Origin of the sequence: Paraburkholderia fynbosensis (assembly GCF_902859935.1) — a bacterium.
Classification (GTDB): Bacteria; Pseudomonadota; Gammaproteobacteria; order Burkholderiales; family Burkholderiaceae; genus Paraburkholderia; species Paraburkholderia fynbosensis.
In genome coordinates, this window is the sequence record NZ_CADIKI010000006.1 from 264,328 (window position 1) to 281,242 (window position 16,915).

At 63.3% G+C, this 16,915-nt stretch carries 13 protein-coding genes; 5 read left to right on the plus strand and 8 right to left on the minus strand.

The features are described from left to right. Window positions 1–46: 46 nt before the first annotated feature. From HV770_RS12570 to HV770_RS12595, 6 genes are all read right to left on the minus strand, one after another. Window positions 47–1,381 (minus strand): extracellular solute-binding protein, encoded by a 1,335-nt coding sequence (locus HV770_RS12570; RefSeq protein WP_175159991.1) that lies wholly within the window; start codon window positions 1,379–1,381, stop codon window positions 47–49. Window positions 1,382–1,480: 99 nt separating this feature from the next. Further along, a complete protein-coding gene (locus tag HV770_RS12575; RefSeq protein WP_175159992.1) occupies window positions 1,481–2,368 on the minus strand; it encodes a carbohydrate ABC transporter permease in 888 nt (295 codons plus the stop codon). Further along, on the minus strand, window positions 2,365–3,291 hold the full coding sequence (locus HV770_RS12580) for a carbohydrate ABC transporter permease (protein ID WP_175159994.1): 927 nt from the start codon (window positions 3,289–3,291) through the stop codon (window positions 2,365–2,367). The genes HV770_RS12575 and HV770_RS12580 overlap by 4 nt, the downstream gene beginning before the upstream one ends. Further along, window positions 3,281–4,363 carry an ABC transporter ATP-binding protein gene (locus HV770_RS12585; RefSeq protein WP_175159996.1) on the minus strand — a complete coding sequence of 361 codons (1,083 nt, stop codon included), beginning with the start codon at window positions 4,361–4,363 and terminating at the stop codon, window positions 3,281–3,283. Before HV770_RS12585 ends, HV770_RS12580 begins: the two co-directional genes overlap by 11 nt. 313 nt (window positions 4,364–4,676) lie before the next feature. After that, window positions 4,677–6,008: an MFS transporter gene (locus HV770_RS12590; protein ID WP_175159998.1), complete on the minus strand. Its 1,332-nt coding sequence runs from the start codon at window positions 6,006–6,008 to the stop codon at window positions 4,677–4,679. Window positions 6,009–6,257: 249 nt separating this feature from the next. After that, window positions 6,258–7,991: an IlvD/Edd family dehydratase gene (locus HV770_RS12595; protein WP_175160000.1), complete on the minus strand. Its 1,734-nt coding sequence runs from the start codon at window positions 7,989–7,991 to the stop codon at window positions 6,258–6,260. Here HV770_RS12595 and HV770_RS12600 point away from each other — a divergent pair. Next, a complete protein-coding gene (locus HV770_RS12600) occupies window positions 7,924–8,172 on the plus strand; it encodes a hypothetical protein (RefSeq protein WP_175159627.1) in 249 nt (82 codons plus the stop codon). The two genes, HV770_RS12595 and HV770_RS12600, sit on opposite strands and share 68 nt — an antisense overlap. A 188-nt stretch (window positions 8,173–8,360) precedes the next feature. Here HV770_RS12600 and gltS read toward each other — a convergent pair whose 3' ends face one another. Further along, window positions 8,361–9,563 (minus strand): sodium/glutamate symporter, encoded by a 1,203-nt coding sequence (gene gltS / locus HV770_RS12605; protein WP_175160176.1) that lies wholly within the window; start codon window positions 9,561–9,563, stop codon window positions 8,361–8,363. A 296-nt stretch (window positions 9,564–9,859) separates the two neighbouring features. On the opposite strand from gltS, the gene HV770_RS12610 reads away from it, so the two are divergent. From HV770_RS12610 to HV770_RS12620, 3 genes are all read left to right on the plus strand, one after another. Beyond that, window positions 9,860–10,258, plus strand: a complete 399-nt coding sequence (locus HV770_RS12610; protein WP_175160002.1) for a DUF6232 family protein — start codon at window positions 9,860–9,862, stop codon at window positions 10,256–10,258. A 157-nt stretch (window positions 10,259–10,415) separates the two neighbouring features. After that, window positions 10,416–10,754, plus strand: a complete 339-nt coding sequence (locus HV770_RS12615) for a hypothetical protein (RefSeq protein WP_175160004.1) — start codon at window positions 10,416–10,418, stop codon at window positions 10,752–10,754. A 313-nt stretch (window positions 10,755–11,067) separates the two neighbouring features. After that, window positions 11,068–12,186: a hypothetical protein gene (locus HV770_RS12620; RefSeq protein ID WP_175160006.1), complete on the plus strand. Its 1,119-nt coding sequence runs from the start codon at window positions 11,068–11,070 to the stop codon at window positions 12,184–12,186. Between the two features lie 103 nt (window positions 12,187–12,289). Here HV770_RS12620 and HV770_RS12625 read toward each other — a convergent pair whose 3' ends face one another. Further along, complete coding sequence (locus HV770_RS12625; protein WP_175160008.1) at window positions 12,290–14,743, minus strand: glycogen/starch/alpha-glucan phosphorylase; 2,454 nt, start codon at window positions 14,741–14,743, stop codon at window positions 12,290–12,292. A 770-nt stretch (window positions 14,744–15,513) separates the two neighbouring features. Between HV770_RS12625 and HV770_RS12630 the strand changes: the two genes are divergently transcribed. Beyond that, window positions 15,514–16,881, plus strand: a complete 1,368-nt coding sequence (locus tag HV770_RS12630; RefSeq protein WP_175160179.1) for an MFS transporter — start codon at window positions 15,514–15,516, stop codon at window positions 16,879–16,881. Window positions 16,882–16,915 lie beyond the last annotated feature (34 nt).

Consider the following 16,915-nt stretch of genomic DNA (forward strand, 5'->3'; position numbering starts at 1 on the left):
GCCCGATGCGGCGCGCTGGCTGACATGTTCGGGCGCCGTGCGGCAACTACCTGGACAACAGCTTGTTGACGCGCTCTTGCGCGTCCTTCTGAACCGCGGGAATCGGCTTGCCGGAAGTCAGCATGTTGCTGACCTCGCTGCCGACAATCTCCTGAATCGCGAACTGGCGCGGCACCGTGTTCGGCAGCGAATAGCCCGTCGACGAGATTTCCTTGATCGACGAACGATGCGGCAGCGCATTGAATGCCGCGCTATCGATGACGGACTCGCGCGCCGGCAGATGCCCGGTGCGCGCCCAATCGGCGTCGTGGTCGTAGAGGAACTTGAGGAACACGAACGCGGCGTGGCGAGTCTTGTCGTCCTTGGCGCCGCCCTTGAGCATGACCCACGAATGGCCGTCGGCCCACACCGCCTTCTTCTGGAACAGGTTCGGGAACGGCACGACGTCGTAGCCATTGTTGGCGAGCGGCGAATCCGACTTCTTCGACAGGTTGGTCAGGTCTTCGATCACCCAAGTCCCGCAGATCAGCACGCCGGCCTTGCCGTTCATGAACGCCTGGTTCGATGCGCCGTAGTCGAGATTCGGCGTGATATCCCCCGCCTTCATCAGACCGTCGAGCAGTTGCAGTGCGTTCGTCACGGGCTTGCCCTGCAGATCGATCTTCGTCGGTCCGGACGCAAACAGCGTGCCGTTCTGCTGATACACCATCGTATACAGCGAACGCGTCTGCGCGGCGCTCTCGCTCGCAATCGGCATCGCGATGTACGGCAGGCCGGTCTTGTCCTTGAACTGCTTCGCCTGTTTGAGCAGTTCTTCGGGCGTGGTCGGCAGGATCGGCTTGCCGCTCGCGTCGACCAGGCCCGCCTTCTTGAACAGATTGACGTTGATGTGCCAGAGCCATGAATGCGTGTCGAACGGCAACGCATAGGTCTTATCGCCGAACGTGACGCCACGGTGCGCGTGCCCCGTGAAGTCCTTCGTATCGACACCGACGGATTTGAAACCGTCGTCGAGCGGCTCGACGAGCTTGCGCTTCACGTAATCGCCGAGCACGGCTTCGTGCATCACCGAAATGGTCGGCACGTCACGGCTCAGAATGCGCGCGTCGATCTGCGTATAGTAAGGATTCCATTCGATGATCTGCGGCTTGACGACGATGTCTTCCTTGTTCGTCGCATTGAACTGGTTGACCAGCGTCGTGATGATGCCGCACTCGCCCGCCGCTTTGCTCACGTCGTTCACATTGCCATATTCAGCGTCGCAGGCGCCAAAGAAACGCGATAGCGTAATTTCGGTTTTGGCCTGCGCCGGCGCCGTCAGGCAGGCCGTCAGACTCAGCAAGGCGAGCGAAAGCGCACCGCGCACGAGCGATCTTTTCATCGTTGTCTCCTATGTCGATATTGAGCCGCGTCTTTTCCGCACGACTGCGCGGCTGCCGGGTGGTCAATGGCGTGACCGGTTGTGTTTCGCCAAGCTCGACTAACGCACCGTGGTGCCCGCCACCGCCGCCACGATGTACTTCTGGAAGAACAGATACAGCACGAAGATCGGCAGACCGGCGAACACCGCTTGCGCCATCAGATAACCAATCCCCTCGGACTGCGCGAAATTGCCCTGTGTCGATGCGAGGCCAATGGTCAGCGTGTACATCTCCGGCTTCGATGCCGACACGAGCGGCCACAGGTAGTCGTTCCAGGCGCTGAGAAACGTGAAGATCGCGAGCGTCGCCTGCGCCGGAATCGACAGCGGCAGTACGATGCGCCAGAACACCTTGAAGCGCGACGCGTTATCGAGCAACGCCGCTTCCTCGATATCGACGGGCACCGCCTTGAAGTACTGCGTCATCAGATACACGCCGAACGGCGACGCGAGGCGCGGCAGAATCAGCGCGCCATAGGTGTTGTGCCAGTCGAGCGACGCGAAGATGCTGTGCAGCGGAATCACGAGCGCCTGCTCGGGAACTGCGAGCCCGGCGAGGCAGATCACGTACAGCCAGCGCTTGCCCGGAAAGTTCGTGCGCGCGAAGCCGTAACCCGCGAGTGACGCAATGACGAGCGTCAGGAACGTCTGGCCCAGCGCGACGATCACGCTATTGATCAACCAGCCGCCCACCGCCGACGTGCCGATGATGCTCGTATAGTTCTGCAGCGTGAACGGCGGCGAGAACAGCACATCGGTATGTTGCTGAAGGAACGCGTTCGGCTTGAACGAGAGCGCGAACACCCATACGAGCGGCGCGATCCAGACGAGCGCGAGCAGCACGACGGCGCCGAGCATCACACGCTCGCCGAAACGGCCCGCGAGCGAACCGCGCGAGCGTTGCTCAGCGGAAGGACTCGGGGCGGACTTGAGTGCGGCGGTGCTCATACGGAATCCTTTCTGCGAACGATCCATGCCTGCGCGGCGATGCCAAGCAGCATCAATGCGAACAGCACCTGAGCCGCGGCAGCCGAGTAGCCGAACAGCCATTGACGGAAGCCGGATTCGTAGATGAACTGCACCAGCGGACGCGATGCGTTGTTCGGACCGCCGTCGGTCAGAAGTTGCGCCTGACCGAATAGCTGGAACTGGAACACCGCTTCGATCACCGCGACCAGCGCGACGGTGCGCCGGATCGACGGCAGCGTGATCGACGCGAAGGTGCGCCAGCGCGTTGCGCTATCGAGCGCGGCCGCTTCGTACAGCTCCTGCGGAATCTGTTGAAGCGCGGCGAGAAACAGCATCATCGGCAGGCCGACGATCCACCATACGGTGACGATCGCGATCATCGGCAGCGCGGTGGCTTCGTGCACGAGCGGCACGTACTCGGGAAGGTTCAGCGCGTGGCTCACATCGGCGAGCAGCCCGTGGCCGGGCATCAACACGAGCTTCCAGACCAGCGTGACGATCGTGACCGACAGCACCGACGAGCCGAAGAAAATCGCCCGCAATGCCGCGCAAAACCGGCCCGGCCGGTTGAGCACGAGCGCGAGTGCGAGACCCAGCGCGACGAACATCGGCACCGTCATGAACACGAAGTAGAACGTGTTGCGCACGGCGCCGCGAAAGATCGGATCGGCCGCGAGGTCGACGTAATTCTTGATGCCGATGAACTCGCTCGTGCCGGCGAGCAGATCGACGTTCTGCAGGCTCAGCCACCAGCCGTAGCAGAGCGGCACGACCAGCAGCAACACGTAGACGACCACGAACGGCAGCACGAACAGACCGTTCGACCAGGACGCGAGGGGATTGCTGAAACGGCGTTGCCGCGTCTTCGGCAAACCGGCCGTCAGCGAGCGCTCAGCCGCCATGATGCGCCGTCCCGCTTGCGTCGAACAGATGCAGATGGGCGGCGTCTATGCTCATACGGAGCGGGTCGCCGGCCTGCAGTTCGTACTCGCGTGGAATCTCGATCACGATCAGCTGATTGCTCGCGAGACTCACGTGGGCGAGCGAACGATCGCCGAGCCGTTCGATGAATTCGGCGCGGCCGCCGAGCGGACCGTTCGCGTCGATCACCACGTGCTCGGCGCGAATGCCGAGCGTGAGCTGGCCCGAGGGCAAACTGCCGGCCGCGATGGTGGTGGGAATGACGACATTGTCGACCGGCAGGCGCACGAGCAGACGGCCGCCGTTATCGCTCGCGGGTTCGACGTCGATAAAGTTCATGGCCGGCGCGCCGATGAATCCCGCGACGAAGCGCGTGGCCGGACGCCGGTATATGTCGAGTGGCGCACCGATCTGCTCGATGCGCCCGCGATTCATCACGACGATGCGCGTGGCGAGCGTCATCGCTTCGATCTGGTCGTGCGTGACGAAGATCATTGTCGAACTAAGACGGCGATGGATGCGCGCAAGCTCGACTCTCGTGCGGGTGCGCAGCGACGCATCGAGGTTCGACAACGGCTCGTCGAACAGGAATGCTTCGGGCTCCTTGACCACCGCGCGACCGATTGCCACCCGCTGACGCTGACCACCCGACAATTGCGCGGGACGACGCTTGAGCAGCGCATCGAGTTCGAGCATGCGGGCCGCTTCGGTAATGCGCCGTTCGATTTCACTCGCGGCGACACCCGTATTGCGCAGTCCGAACGCCATGTTGTCGTAGACCGTCATATGCGGATAGAGCGCGTAGTGCTGGAACACCATCGCGACATCGCGCCTCGCCGGCGGCAGGTTCGTGACCTCGCGGCCGCCGATGCTGATCTGCCCTTCACTGACGTTTTCGAGTCCGGCGATCATGCGCAGCAGAGTCGACTTGCCGCAGCCGGAGGGGCCAAGAAAGACCAGGAATTCGCCTTCGTGGATATTGAGGTCGAGACCCGTGATCACTTCCGTCTCGCCATATCGCTTTGTCACGCCGTTGAGCTGAATGCCCGTCACCGCGCCTCCTTGGGTTATGTCCCGGAACTGCTGTCTCTGTCTGCTTTGATATTATGAAAATATAATAAGGTGGCCTGATTGGAAACGTCCAATCCCTGTTTCGATATCGAGGTATTCAGGTTTCGGTATGCGCATGCGTATTGGATCGCACTGCGATACTTTGATCTCGGTTTGATGACGCTGATCAGGGTGATGAGCGCCGCGCCGACATTGGCTGTCAAGCGAATTGAAAAGAATCGGCAAGGGTTAACGAGCCCGCACCCTTGAATAGCCGATGAAGCGGCGGCGAGGCGGGCCGTTATATATATTTTTCTTACGGCGCGCGAGGTGCGTGCAACGCCGAGCGCACGACGAAGGTAATCACAACCGCAAACACCAGCGTCGCCGCGAGAAAGTACAGGCCGGCGGAGAGACTGCCGGTTGCATCCTTGATGAGCCCGATTCCGTACGGCCCCAGATAGCCGCCGAGATTGGCGAGCGAATTGATCGTCGCAATACCGACGGCGGCACTCGCGCCGGTCAGGAACTGGCCCGGCAACGCCCACACCACTGCCTGAATCGAATACAGCGAAAACGCCGTCAGGCAGATGAAGATGAATTGCAGCAGCGGCGCTTGCGCCCACGCGCTGGCCGCCATCGTCACGGCCGCGAGAGCGGATACGACGACGATGTGCCAGTAACGCTCGCCCTGACGATCCGAATGACGCGGCACCAGATAAAGACCCACTACGGCGAACAGATACGGCACCGCCGACAGCAGACCCGTAGTCGAATCGCTGACGCCGAATGCCTTGATGATGGTCGGCAGCCACAACGACAATCCGTAGATGCTCAACGGAAACGGCAGAAACAGCAGCGCCAGCAGCAGCACTCGTTTGTCCTTCAGCGCGGCGAGCGGATTGCGATGCGATTCGAGCGCGTAGGAGGCGTGATCGGAGAGCAGTTCACGTTCGATCCACGCGCGATCCGCCGACGCGAGCCAGTGCGCACGGGCGGGTGATTCCGGCAAAAGACGCAGCGTGGGCCAGCACAGAAGCACAGCCGGCAATCCGCTCAGCACGAACAGGATCTGCCAGTTCGACAGACCGAACGCGCCATGCGTCGACAACACCATGCCCGCAATCGGCCCGGTCACGATGCCGGCGATGGGCTGCGCCAGCACGAGCAGCCCGATGATGCGCGCGCGGTGCCGCATCGGAAACCATTTGGTCAGGAAGTAGAGAATGCCGGGATAAAGACCCGCCTCCGCGGCGCCCAGCAGAAAACGCAATGCGTAGAAGCTCCGCGGCCCTTCCACGAGCGACATCGCCATCGTGATGACGCCCCACGTGAACAGGATGCGCGCGAACCACACGCGTGCGCCGAAGCGTTCCAACGCGAGATTGCTCGGCACTTCGCACAGAAAATAGCCAATGAAGAACAGACCCGCGCCGAGGCCATAAGCCGCGTCGCTCAGACCGATCGCCGCATTCATGTGCAGCTTCGCGAAGCCGACCACCGAGCGGTCGATATAGGCAACCACGTAAATCAACGCGAGAAACGGAATCAGTCTGCGCGTCAGCATCCCGACGATGCGTTGCTCCTCGCCCTGCTCCACATGCGAAGGCGCATCAACTTGCTGCGCGCCGGCCGGTTTGGTGCTCATTGCACTGTCTCCATCGATTTGGGTTGTGTCGTGTGGATGCGCGGCGCAGCTTGCGTGTCCGTGGGCGCCATGCGCCGGACAGCAGTGCGCCGCGACGGCGCGAGCGCGCGCGACTGTGGCGTCGCTGCGCGCGGCCCGCGCTTGGTGCGCGTGAAGCTCGAAGATCTTGATCAGACCGCGTGTAACCGCCGCCTGGCGGTTACACGGCTCACTCGACTCAAGTCGACATGCGTCGCCGAGCCTATGACGTCAGTGAGAATGCCGCGGCACGGCAGCACCGCGGCAACCGACGAGGAAATCGAGGTCGCAGCCTTCGTCGGCCTGCAGCACGTGATCGACATAGAGGCGCTGATAGCCGCCGCCATTCGGCGCCTGCGGCGGTACATGTTGCGCCATGCGGCGCTCCAGTTCCGCGTCGCTGATATCCAGATGCAGCGTGCCGGCATCGCAATCGAGCTCGATCCAGTCGCCGTCCTGCACGGCGGCGAGCGGGCCGCCCGCAGCCGCTTCCGGCGTCACATGCAACACCACCGTGCCATAAGCCGTACCGCTCATGCGCGCGTCTGAAATCCGCACCATGTCTTTCACGCCCTGGCGCAGCAGCTTCGGCGGCAGTCCCATGTTGCCCACTTCGGCCATGCCCGGATAACCCTTCGGGCCGCAGTTCTTCATCACCATGACGGAATTGGCGTCGACGTCGAGATCTTCGTCGACGATGCGCGTCTTGTAGTGCTCGAGGTTTTCGAACACCACCGCGCGTCCGCGATGCTTGAGCAGACCAGGCGTGGCCGCCGACGGCTTGAGCACCGCACCGCGCGGCGCGAGATTGCCGCGCAGCACACGAATGCCGCCATCGGCGACGAGCGGGTTGTCGAGCTGGCGGATGACTTCGTCGTTGGTGTTGGGCGCATCCTTGACGTTGTCCCACAGCGATTTGCCGTTCACGGTCAGCGCGCCCGGATACGGCAGCAGGTCCGCTTCACCGAGCCGGCGCAGCACCGCCGGCAGACCGCCCGCGTAATAAAACTCTTCCATCAGGAAACGGCCCGACGGCATCAGGTCGACGATGGTCGGCGTATCGCGGCCGATGCGCACCCAGTCGTCGAGTTCGAGATCGACACCAATGCGGCCGGCAATCGCCTTCAGATGAATCACCGCATTGGTCGAGCCGCCGATCGCAGCATTGGTGCGAATCGCGTTCATGAAGGCCTCGCGCGTCAGGACCTTCGACAGCTTGAGGTCTTCGTGCGCCATCTGAACGATACGGATTCCTGACATATGGGCGAGCACATAGCGGCGCGAATCGACTGCCGGAATCGCCGCGTTGTGCGGCAGCGACGTGCCGAGCGCTTCGGCCATGCACGCCATCGTCGAAGCCGTGCCCATCGTATTGCAGGTGCCCGCGGAGCGCGACATGCCGGCTTCGGCCGAGAGGAACTGATGCAGATCGATTTCGCCCGCCTTCAGCGATTCGTGCAGTTGCCATACCGCGGTGCCCGAGCCGATGTTCTTGCCGTCGAGCTTGCCGTTCAGCATCGGACCGCCGGTGACGACGATCGCCGGCACGTCGCAACTGGCCGCGCCCATCAGCAGCGCGGGCGTGGTCTTGTCGCAACCGGTGAGGAGTACGACCGCGTCGATTGGATTGCCGCGGATCGCTTCCTCGACGTCCATCGCCGCGAGATTGCGCGTGAGCATCGCGGTCGGACGCAGGTTCGATTCGCCGTTCGAAAACACCGGGAACTCGACCGGGAAACCGCCCGCTTCGTAGACGCCACGCTTCACGTGCTCGGCGATCTTGCGAAAGTGCGCGTTGCACGGCGTGAGCTCCGACCACGTGTTGCAGATGCCGATGACCGGACGGCCGTCGAATTCGTGGTCGGGGATGCCCTGGTTCTTCATCCAGCTTCGATACATGAAGCCGTTCTTGTCGGCTGTGCCGAACCATTCAGCCGAACGCAATTTCCGCTTATTTTCCGACATGCCTATTTCCTTGATGCACGTGCCGGGGCACAGCACCGGCCAGTTGACCGACCGGCGCGGCGCGGCCGGCGAGATGACGATTAAGCGGCTGGCGAGCCGCGCGTTCCGCGCCGCCACGGGCCTCGCAAAGCTCTGGAATGCGGATCACGGAAGGCTGTCGCTCACTTTATGGGACTGCTGAAGTGTACGGAGCGGGGCGATATCTTTCCAATTAAATTTTTGGCGGTATTGATATCAGTTTTGGTATCGGATGACGCGGATGTGCGTGGGCTGGGCGTCCCGTGAAGGTGTGGCGCAGATAGACGCTGAACTCGCGGTCGCCGCAGTGGATCCGCCTCTAACGAAGCCCACCGGGACGCCTCTAGCGTATCAGCGAAAAAACGGCAGCGCGAGAAACAGCTTGATCACGATCGCGTTGACGATGTCCATAAAAAACGCCCCGGTCATCGGCACGATCAGGAACGCGATATGGGAATGGCCAAAGCGGTTGGTGATCGCCTGCATGTTGGCGATGGCGGTAGGCGTCGCACCCATTCCCAGACCGCAATGCGCGGCGCTCAGGACCACCGCGTCGTAGTTGCGCCCCATCACCGGGAACGTCAGGAACACGGCATACAGCGCCATCAGCAGCGTCTGCGCAGCGAGGATCACGATGACCGGTACCGCGAGCGCCGCGAGTTCCCACAGGTCGAGTCTCATCAGCGCCATTGCCAGGAACAACGCGAGACTGACATTGCCCACGAGCGCGACCGCATGCTGATCGAGTTGCACCCGCACGAGCGACAGCCCATTGTTCAATAGCACGCCGACGAACAGCACGCAGACGAACGTAGGCAATTCGAAAATGGTCCCGGCCAGCCACTCGGCCACCATTTCGCCCACGGTCAGACACACGGAGATCAACGCGAGCGTCGTGATGATCGCCGCGGGCGTGGTCGGCTGCTGGGCTTTGGGCTCTTCGAAGACCAGCGTCTCGTTCTCGCGATCGGAAATACGCCGCCTTTCGTCGTCGCCGATTCGACGTATGAGCAGGCGTGCAATCGGGCCGCCGAGCACCCCGCCGATCACGAGCCCGAACGTCGCGCAGCCGATGGCGATTTCCGTGGCCGAGTTCAGCCCATGATGCTCGGCGAAGACCTGACTCCATGCGGCGCCCGTGCCGTGGCCACCCGACAGCGTAATCGATCCGCCGAGCAGTCCGAAGAGCGGATCGACGCCGAGCGCGAAGGCCAGCAGCACACCGGCCACGTTCTGCAGTATGAGCAGTCCGGCGACCAGCGCGAGAAATCGGATCAGCACGGGGCCGCCCGCCTTCAGGCTAGAAATGTGCGCATTCAGACCGATGGTCGAGAAGAACGCGAGCATGAGCGGCACCTGCAGCACGGGCTCGAAGCGCACTTCGATACGCGTCGTGAGGCGTATCAACAATACGCTGACGGCAACGATGAGCCCGCCGGCCACCGGTGCCGGAATCGAGTAGGTGCGCAGCACGGCAATCCACTGAATCAGCTTCTCGCCGAGAAGCAGGACAAGGGAGGTGGCAACCAGAGTGCCGTATACGCCGATATTCAGAATGACCTCCGAGCGCAAGCGCAATCATGTTTTATCCCTTGGGCGCGACGCCGTGGAAGTATCGGGCCGAGCCGGGATTGCGCGAGCAAAAGACGACCGCCGGCCTGGGCAGGCGAGCGGACTATTGTCTATTCACGTACGGGCACATCGGCAACCATGCTTCATCTTAGCCAATCCGCCAGACCACGATAGAAATTTCCTTGACCCGCTACAGTCCGGGCATCATGTCGCGTCACTGCTCGCGTTGAAGTCTGCTACGCTGCGCCCATCTCCTTCACTACCTTGCATTGAACCCGATGGAAACCCCTTTCAACGATCGCGGCGTGTCGGTCACGCGCAATGCCCTCTCGTCCGCCGGTCAGGTTTTTCCGCTGCGCGATATCGTCGGCGTGCGGGTCGTCACCGTGCCGAAGAACAAGGTCTTGCCGGTGACGATCTCGGTGCTCGGCCTGATCGGCGCGATTGCCGGCGTGATCTTCGGTTCGCCGGCGGGCATCGTGTGCGGCGTGATGCTGGTCGTGGTCGGCTGGCTCACCTGGGCCACGCAGGACATCACGCATCGGTTGATGGTGCAGACGGCCGACGGCGAACGCGAAGCGCTGATGAGCACCGATCGCGAATTCGTCGAGCGGGTGGGCGCCGCGGTGGGCGCCGCGGTGGACGAAGCGAAAGCGGCGGCGGTGCAAAAGGCGTGACGCTGTTCGCGTTTCCCACGAGGCTCGCTCATTAGCACGAACTCGTTAACACAAATTTGATTCGTGCAGCACCAACTTTTGCGTGCCATTGAGGCGCGCCCGATTAAAGTGGAGCGAGTATGGACAACGCGCGCCGCCTCTTGCGGGCCGGGCAACCATGATGCTCACTTCAGTCGCGCCGTCTGAAATCTCCGTGCTGCGCGTTTCACGCATCGACCGCCGCGCCATCCATCCGATGGTTCCGCTCGTCGTTATCGACGTTAGCGTGCCCGGCACGCCGTCGGCGCTTGCACGGCGAGCGCTGCATGCCGCGCTCGGCGGCGATCTGCGTCTCTACGTCGTGACCGTCGACCAGCTGCGCGAGCACATCGTCTTTCGCACCGAAGTGGCCTCGCGCAGTGTCGACGACGTGATCGGCGTGCTGACCACCGCCCTCGACCGCGCGACGCTGGGCCCCGCGCATGCGACCATGATGCGTGCTTCGCGCCCGGATTGAAGCAGGCCGATGCAGGCGCGTACCGGCGTCTGACTCACCGCGAGCAAACCTTTACACATCTTGGCAATTGCGCCCGAGCGGCCATGTAGAGTCGCCGCTTCCGTTGTTGCGTTCCTCTTGCAGGGTGCCTTCGCTTTGATGTGCTTGAGCGTGTCGCCATGCGCGGCCGCTCGTGAATGCCGTCGGGGCGGGCTTGTACGAGCGATCAGTCTGCGCACATGCCGCGAGTCGGCCTCACGCCGACCCGAAACACCTCCAGGCATTGCGATGCATTGCCCCGCAAAAGGACCGCGCCTTTTAGCGAGTGTGATCCATGTCCCTGTCATCTCTTCATGCCGCGCGGCGGCCTCGTCGTCCGCATTGGCAAACTCGCCTCCGTGCCGCTTTGCGTGCCCACCAGCTGCGTCTTGCTTGCGTGGCGGCGTGCGCGGCCACCGCCCTCGGCGGTTGCGCCGCCACCTTCCCGGTGCCCACGCCGCCCCCGTCCACGGCCATGCTGATCAACGGCGGCAACGACGGCCTGCTGATTCCGCTGCACGTGGAGCGCGCCGACGAGGATCACGCGCGCCTCGGCGTGCCGGTCCAGCTCGACGGCAAGCCGTTGTACGTCGCAGTGGACACCGGCACGCGAGGGGTGCGCATCCTGAAGTCGACGCTGCCGGGTTCGAACTACATGCGCGCCGGCGACGTCACGTCGCTGCCCTTCGCGAACGGCGCGGAAGTGGTGGGCGCCGCGGTGACGCTGCCGTTCAGCGTGGCCGGCACGAAGCCCGCGCCGATCGCCGCGCAGGCTGTCGATGTGGTGCGCTGTCTGCCGAGCGCAAAGCGTTGTGTCGCGATGGACGGCTACACCGGCGAGTTCGGTTGGGCGTTCTCCGGGATTGCCGGCATCGGCGCGGACCTGCCGGGCGATAGCTGCTGCACGCAGCCGCTGCGCGCGTTGCCGGGCAACATCGGTCAACGCTATCTGGTGCGCTCGAACTTCGCGAAGCCTTACCTCGTGCTGAGTCCGTCGAATGCGCTTACGAAGGACTACACGATGCTGCCGCTGGCCGCATCGAAAGACGGCGCGACACAATGGCCGACCGGCTGCGTGCGCGTCGCCGACAAGATGACCTTCTGCGCGCCACTGGTGTTCGCCACCGGCAGTTCCGGCATGATCCGCATCGAAACGGACAAGACGCCGAACTGGACCGGCGACGACGACGTCGGCAACGTGCTCAATCGCGGCAACTACGAGGCGGCGATCGGCGTGGGTTCCTGGACGCATCACTATGAGAGTGCGCAAGTCACGATCGTCAAGGCGAAGCCGAACGCGAACCGTATCGTGGTGGGTCTGATGGCGATGCAGAACATCGACGTGCTGTTCGATTTCCAGCGCGGCCAATTGGGTCTGCATGCGGCGAACGCGAGCGAAAGTTTCGCGCCGTGAGATTACTTGCGCGATAAAAAAGGCCGTGCGGTCCAACGATGAGCCGCACGGCCTTGTCACTTGTAGCGCGCTAAAACGAAACAGAATCAGCGAGCCGGCATACTCAATCCAGATCGAGCTGATTCACCCGCCAGATATTGCGCGCATATTCGCCGATCGTGCGGTCGGATGAAAACTGCCCCATCCCCGCGACATTCTCGATCGCGCTTTCGGTCCACGCGCGCCTGTCGACGAAGCGCGCATCCACTTCTTCCTGCGCCTTCGCGAACGCGTCGAAGTCGGCCAGCACCATGTAGTGATCGCCCCAGTCGACCAGCGTGTGGAAGATATCCGAGAAACGCACCGGATCGTCCGGCGAAAAGTAGCCGCTGCGGATCTGGTCGAGCGCCATGCGCAACGCCGGGTTTTCCTCGTAGATGTGCCGGGGCCGGTAGCCGCTCGCGCGCAGGTCGTCCACCTCGTCTGCGGTATGGCCGAAGATGAAGATGTTCTCGCGCCCCACCGCGTCGCAGATCTCGATGTTCGCGCCGTCCATCGTGCCGATCGTCAACGCGCCGTTGAGCGCGAGCTTCATATTGCCGGTGCCGGACGCTTCGGTGCCCGCCATCGAAATCTGTTCGGACAGATCGGCCGCCGGAATGATCAGTTCGGCCACGCTCACGCCATAGTTCGGCACGAACACCACTTTCAGACGATCGCCGATCAGCGGATCCTGATTGACCTTCTCGCTGACGTCGCCGATCAGCTTGATGATGGACTTCGCCATCCGGTACGCGGACGCGGCCTTACCCGCGAACATCACGACGCGCGGCACCCAGTCGCGCTCCGGATTCGCGCGAATCTGGTTGTAGCGCACGATCACGTGCAGCACGTTCAACAGTTGCCGCTTGTATTCGTGAATACGCTTGACCTGCAGATCGAACAACGCGTCCGGATTGAAATGCTGTCTCGTATGCTGCGCGAGCCGTTGCACGAGCCGCAATTTGCTTTGCCGCTTGGCGTCGCGGAAAGCGTCGATGAAGCCGCTGTCGGTGCGCAGATTGCGCAACTGCTCCAGCTCGAACAGATTGCTGCGCCAATGCTTGCCGATCCGTTCGTCGATCAGCGACGACAGCGACGGACTTGCTTGCGCGAGCCAGCGGCGCGGCGTGATGCCGTTGGTCACATTGGTGAAGCGATCCGGATAGATGCGCGCGAAGTCGGCAAAGATGTCGCGCGTCATCAGTTGCGAATGCAGCTTCGACACGCCGTTCACCTTGTGGCTCGCGACGATCGCCAGATACGCCATGCGCACGCGCCGCTGCCCGTATTCATCGACGAGCGAAATGCGGCGGATCATCTCGGCATCATGCCCCGAGTGCTCGCTGACGTGCTTCAGAAACTGCGCGTTGATCTCGAAGATGATCTCGAGATGCCGCGGCAACAGACGCGCGAGCATCTCGACGTCCCACGTTTCGAGCGCCTCGGGCATCAGCGTGTGGTTCGTGTACGAGAAGATCTGCGTGACGTGTTTCCAGGCCTTGTCCCACGGCAGATGATGCACGTCCACCAGCAGACGCATCAGTTCGGGGATCGCCAGTACCGGGTGCGTGTCGTTCAGATGCACCGCGACCTTTTCCGCAAAACGCCCGAACGTGCTGTGCGTGCGCTGATAGCGGCGAATCAAATCCTGCATGGTCGCCGAGACGAAAAAGTATTCCTGGCGCAGCCGCAGTTCGCGGCCGGCGGGCGTGGAGTCGTCGGGATACAGCAGGCGCGAGACGTTCTCCGACATGTTCTTCGTGTCGACTGCGTTGCGGTAGTCGCCACGATTGAACGCGCCGAGATCCAGTTCATCGGTGGCGCGCGCCGACCACAGCCGCAGCGTGTTGGTCGCGTCCGTCGCGTAGCCGGGAATGACGGTGTCGTAAGCCGTGGCGTTCACATGTTCCGTGTCGATCCACTCGACCTTTTCGCCGCGCTGCACCGTGCGCCCGCCGAAGTGAACCATGTACTTGATCTCGGGCCGCGGAAACTCCCACGGATTGCCCGCGCGCAGCCAGTAGTCCGGCGCTTCGACCTGCTCGCCGTTGACGATTTCCTGACGGAACATCCCGTACTCGTAGCGGATGCCGTAGCCGAAACCCGGAATGCCGAGCGTCGCCATCGAATCGAGAAAGCAGGCCGCGAGCCGGCCGAGACCACCGTTGCCTAGCGCGGCGTCGGGCTCGATATTGACCAGCGCTTCCATATCGACGCCGAGGCTCGCGAGCGCTTCCTTCATCTGATCGTGAATGCCGAGCGCCAGCAATGCATTTGTAAAGGTCCGGCCGATCAGGAATTCCATCGACAGGTAGTAGACGCGTTTCACGTCCTGCTCGTATTGCAGGCGCGTGGTTTTCATCCAGCGCGCGACCAGCCGGTCGCGCACGGCGAGGGCTGCCGCATGCAGCCAGTCATGTGGATGCGCGGTGACGGCATCCTTGCCGACGCCGTACATCATGCGATTGGAAATTGAGCGCCGTAGCGCGTCGACGGTACTGTTGAGCTGGTCGAATTCCAGATCGACGGCTGTCATCGAAGCCTCCGGTTAAAAACGACGCGGCATGCGCGGACCGCATTGGTGACGGACGGGAGGCGCGTGCCGGTCAGGCGGTTTAAGAAGCAGAGTAGGACATTTTACGGCTGCCGCACACCGGCGAGCACAAGCGGTTAGCCACGCACGTGCCATGCCCGCAAGCACGGGCGCGTACAGGCAGTTGCGCGCCGATGCGACGACCTGCGCGCACGGGCGCGGTGCAAATCCGCACGTGGACGGCACTGCGGCCGTGCATTGCGGGCGCCCAAGCCAGTCCTGAGTATGGCGAGTCGCAGCGCGTATTGGACAAACGGACCAACGCGGACAGACGTACGGCACCATTATTTTTTCGCCGCGTGACGCGCGGATGAACCGGGTCGATTAATCCAATTTTCGTCGTTGAATCAGGCTGCCTCGTCTGCAGAACAGTGATGCGAGTCACGTTTGACAGTGTGTTACACGCGCCGGTTCGAAGTGGCTCGACTGGCCTGACCGTTAGTTGCGTCTAGGCGCTTCGATCGCGTCCGTCCCAATTAAAGCCCGCACTGTCCGCGCGCCAGCAGGAATTCCGCGTCTCTGTAACAATCGCTACATTCCGCCGCGCGCCCCGCTTCTGTGGATCAGGCGACGCGCACTTCACTCCACGCAATCCTGCCGCTCGCGTCGTGCTCCCTCAGAGCCGCCGCATCGGCATGCATAACCCGACGGGCCACGCCTTGTCCGACAAACTCAGCGCCACCGCCGCGCATGCTTTCCCGGCGGACGGCCCGATGTCCGCCGCCAACCGCCGCGCGATGGCCGCGATCATGCTCGCGGTCGCACTCGCCACGCTCGACACCGCGATCGCCAACACCGCCCTGCCCGCCATCGCCGCGGACCTGCATGCGGCGCCTGCGGCGTCGGTGTGGATCATCAACGCGTATCAGCTCGCGATGGTCGCGACGCTCCTGCCGCTCGCCGCGCTCGGCGATATCGTCGGGCATCGGCGCATTTATATCGGCGGCATTGCGCTGTTCACGCTGGCCTCGCTCGCGTGCTCGATGGCTTCGACGCTGCCCCTGCTCGCCGCCGCGCGCGTGCTGCAAGGGCTCGGCGCGAGCGCGATCATGAGCGTGAATACCGCGTTGATCCGCTATCTGTATCCGCCGCACCGGCTCGGACGCGGTCTTGGCACCAATGCGCTGATCGTCGGCGTGTCGTTCGCGGTGGGGCCGACGGTGGCCTCCCTGATTCTGTCGGTGGCCGCGTGGCCGTGGCTGTTCGCGGTCAACGTGCCGCTCGGCGTGCTCGCGTTGGGCTTCGCATGGCCCGCGTTGCCCCACACCGGGCGCGGCAAGCACAATTTCGATCCGGTCGCGGCGCTGCTCAACGTCATCACCTTCGCCGCATTGATTTTCGCGCTCGGCGAGGCGGCCCAGCGCGCGTCGACGCAACTGGTGCTGAGCGCGGCGGCGATCGCGCTGGTCTTCGGCCTGCTGCTGATTCGCCGTGAAGCGGGCCACCCTGCGCCGATGCTGCCGGTCGATCTGTTCAAGCGGCCAGTATTCGCGTTGTCCGCGGTCACGGCAGTGTGCTCGTTCGCGGCGCAGGGCCTCGCGTTCGTTTCGCTGCCGTTCTACTTCGAAGACGTGCTGCATCGCAGCCAGGTCGAGACCGGCTTTCTGATGACGCCGTGGCCTGTCGTGGTCGCGTTGGCCGCGCCGCTCGCGGGCAGTCTGTCGGACCGCTATCCGCCGGGCCTGCTCGGTGCGATCGGGCTTGCGGTGATGTCGGCGGGGATGGCGTCGCTCGCGTTGCTGCCGGCGCATCCGCATGTGCTCGACATCGGCATCCGGATGGCGATTTGCGGCGCGGGCTTCGGCTTCTTCCAGTCGCCGAATCTGAAGGCGTTGATGGCGAGCGCACCGCCCGAGCGCAGCGGCGGCGCAAGCGGCATCGTCGCAACGGCGCGGCTGCTCGGGCAGACGACCGGCGCGGCGCTGGTCGCGTTGAGCTTCGGGATTGCCGGCCGGCATGGTCCGACGCTCGCGCTCGGCACCGGCGCGTTCTTCGCCGGCGCGGCAAGCCTCGCGAGCGGACTGCGGCTGTTGGCGCCGTCGCATCGCGCGGGAGCACACGTCAAGGCGTCGGCGAAATGAAAGAAGCGGGGGCCTGTGGACAGCGCCCCCGCTT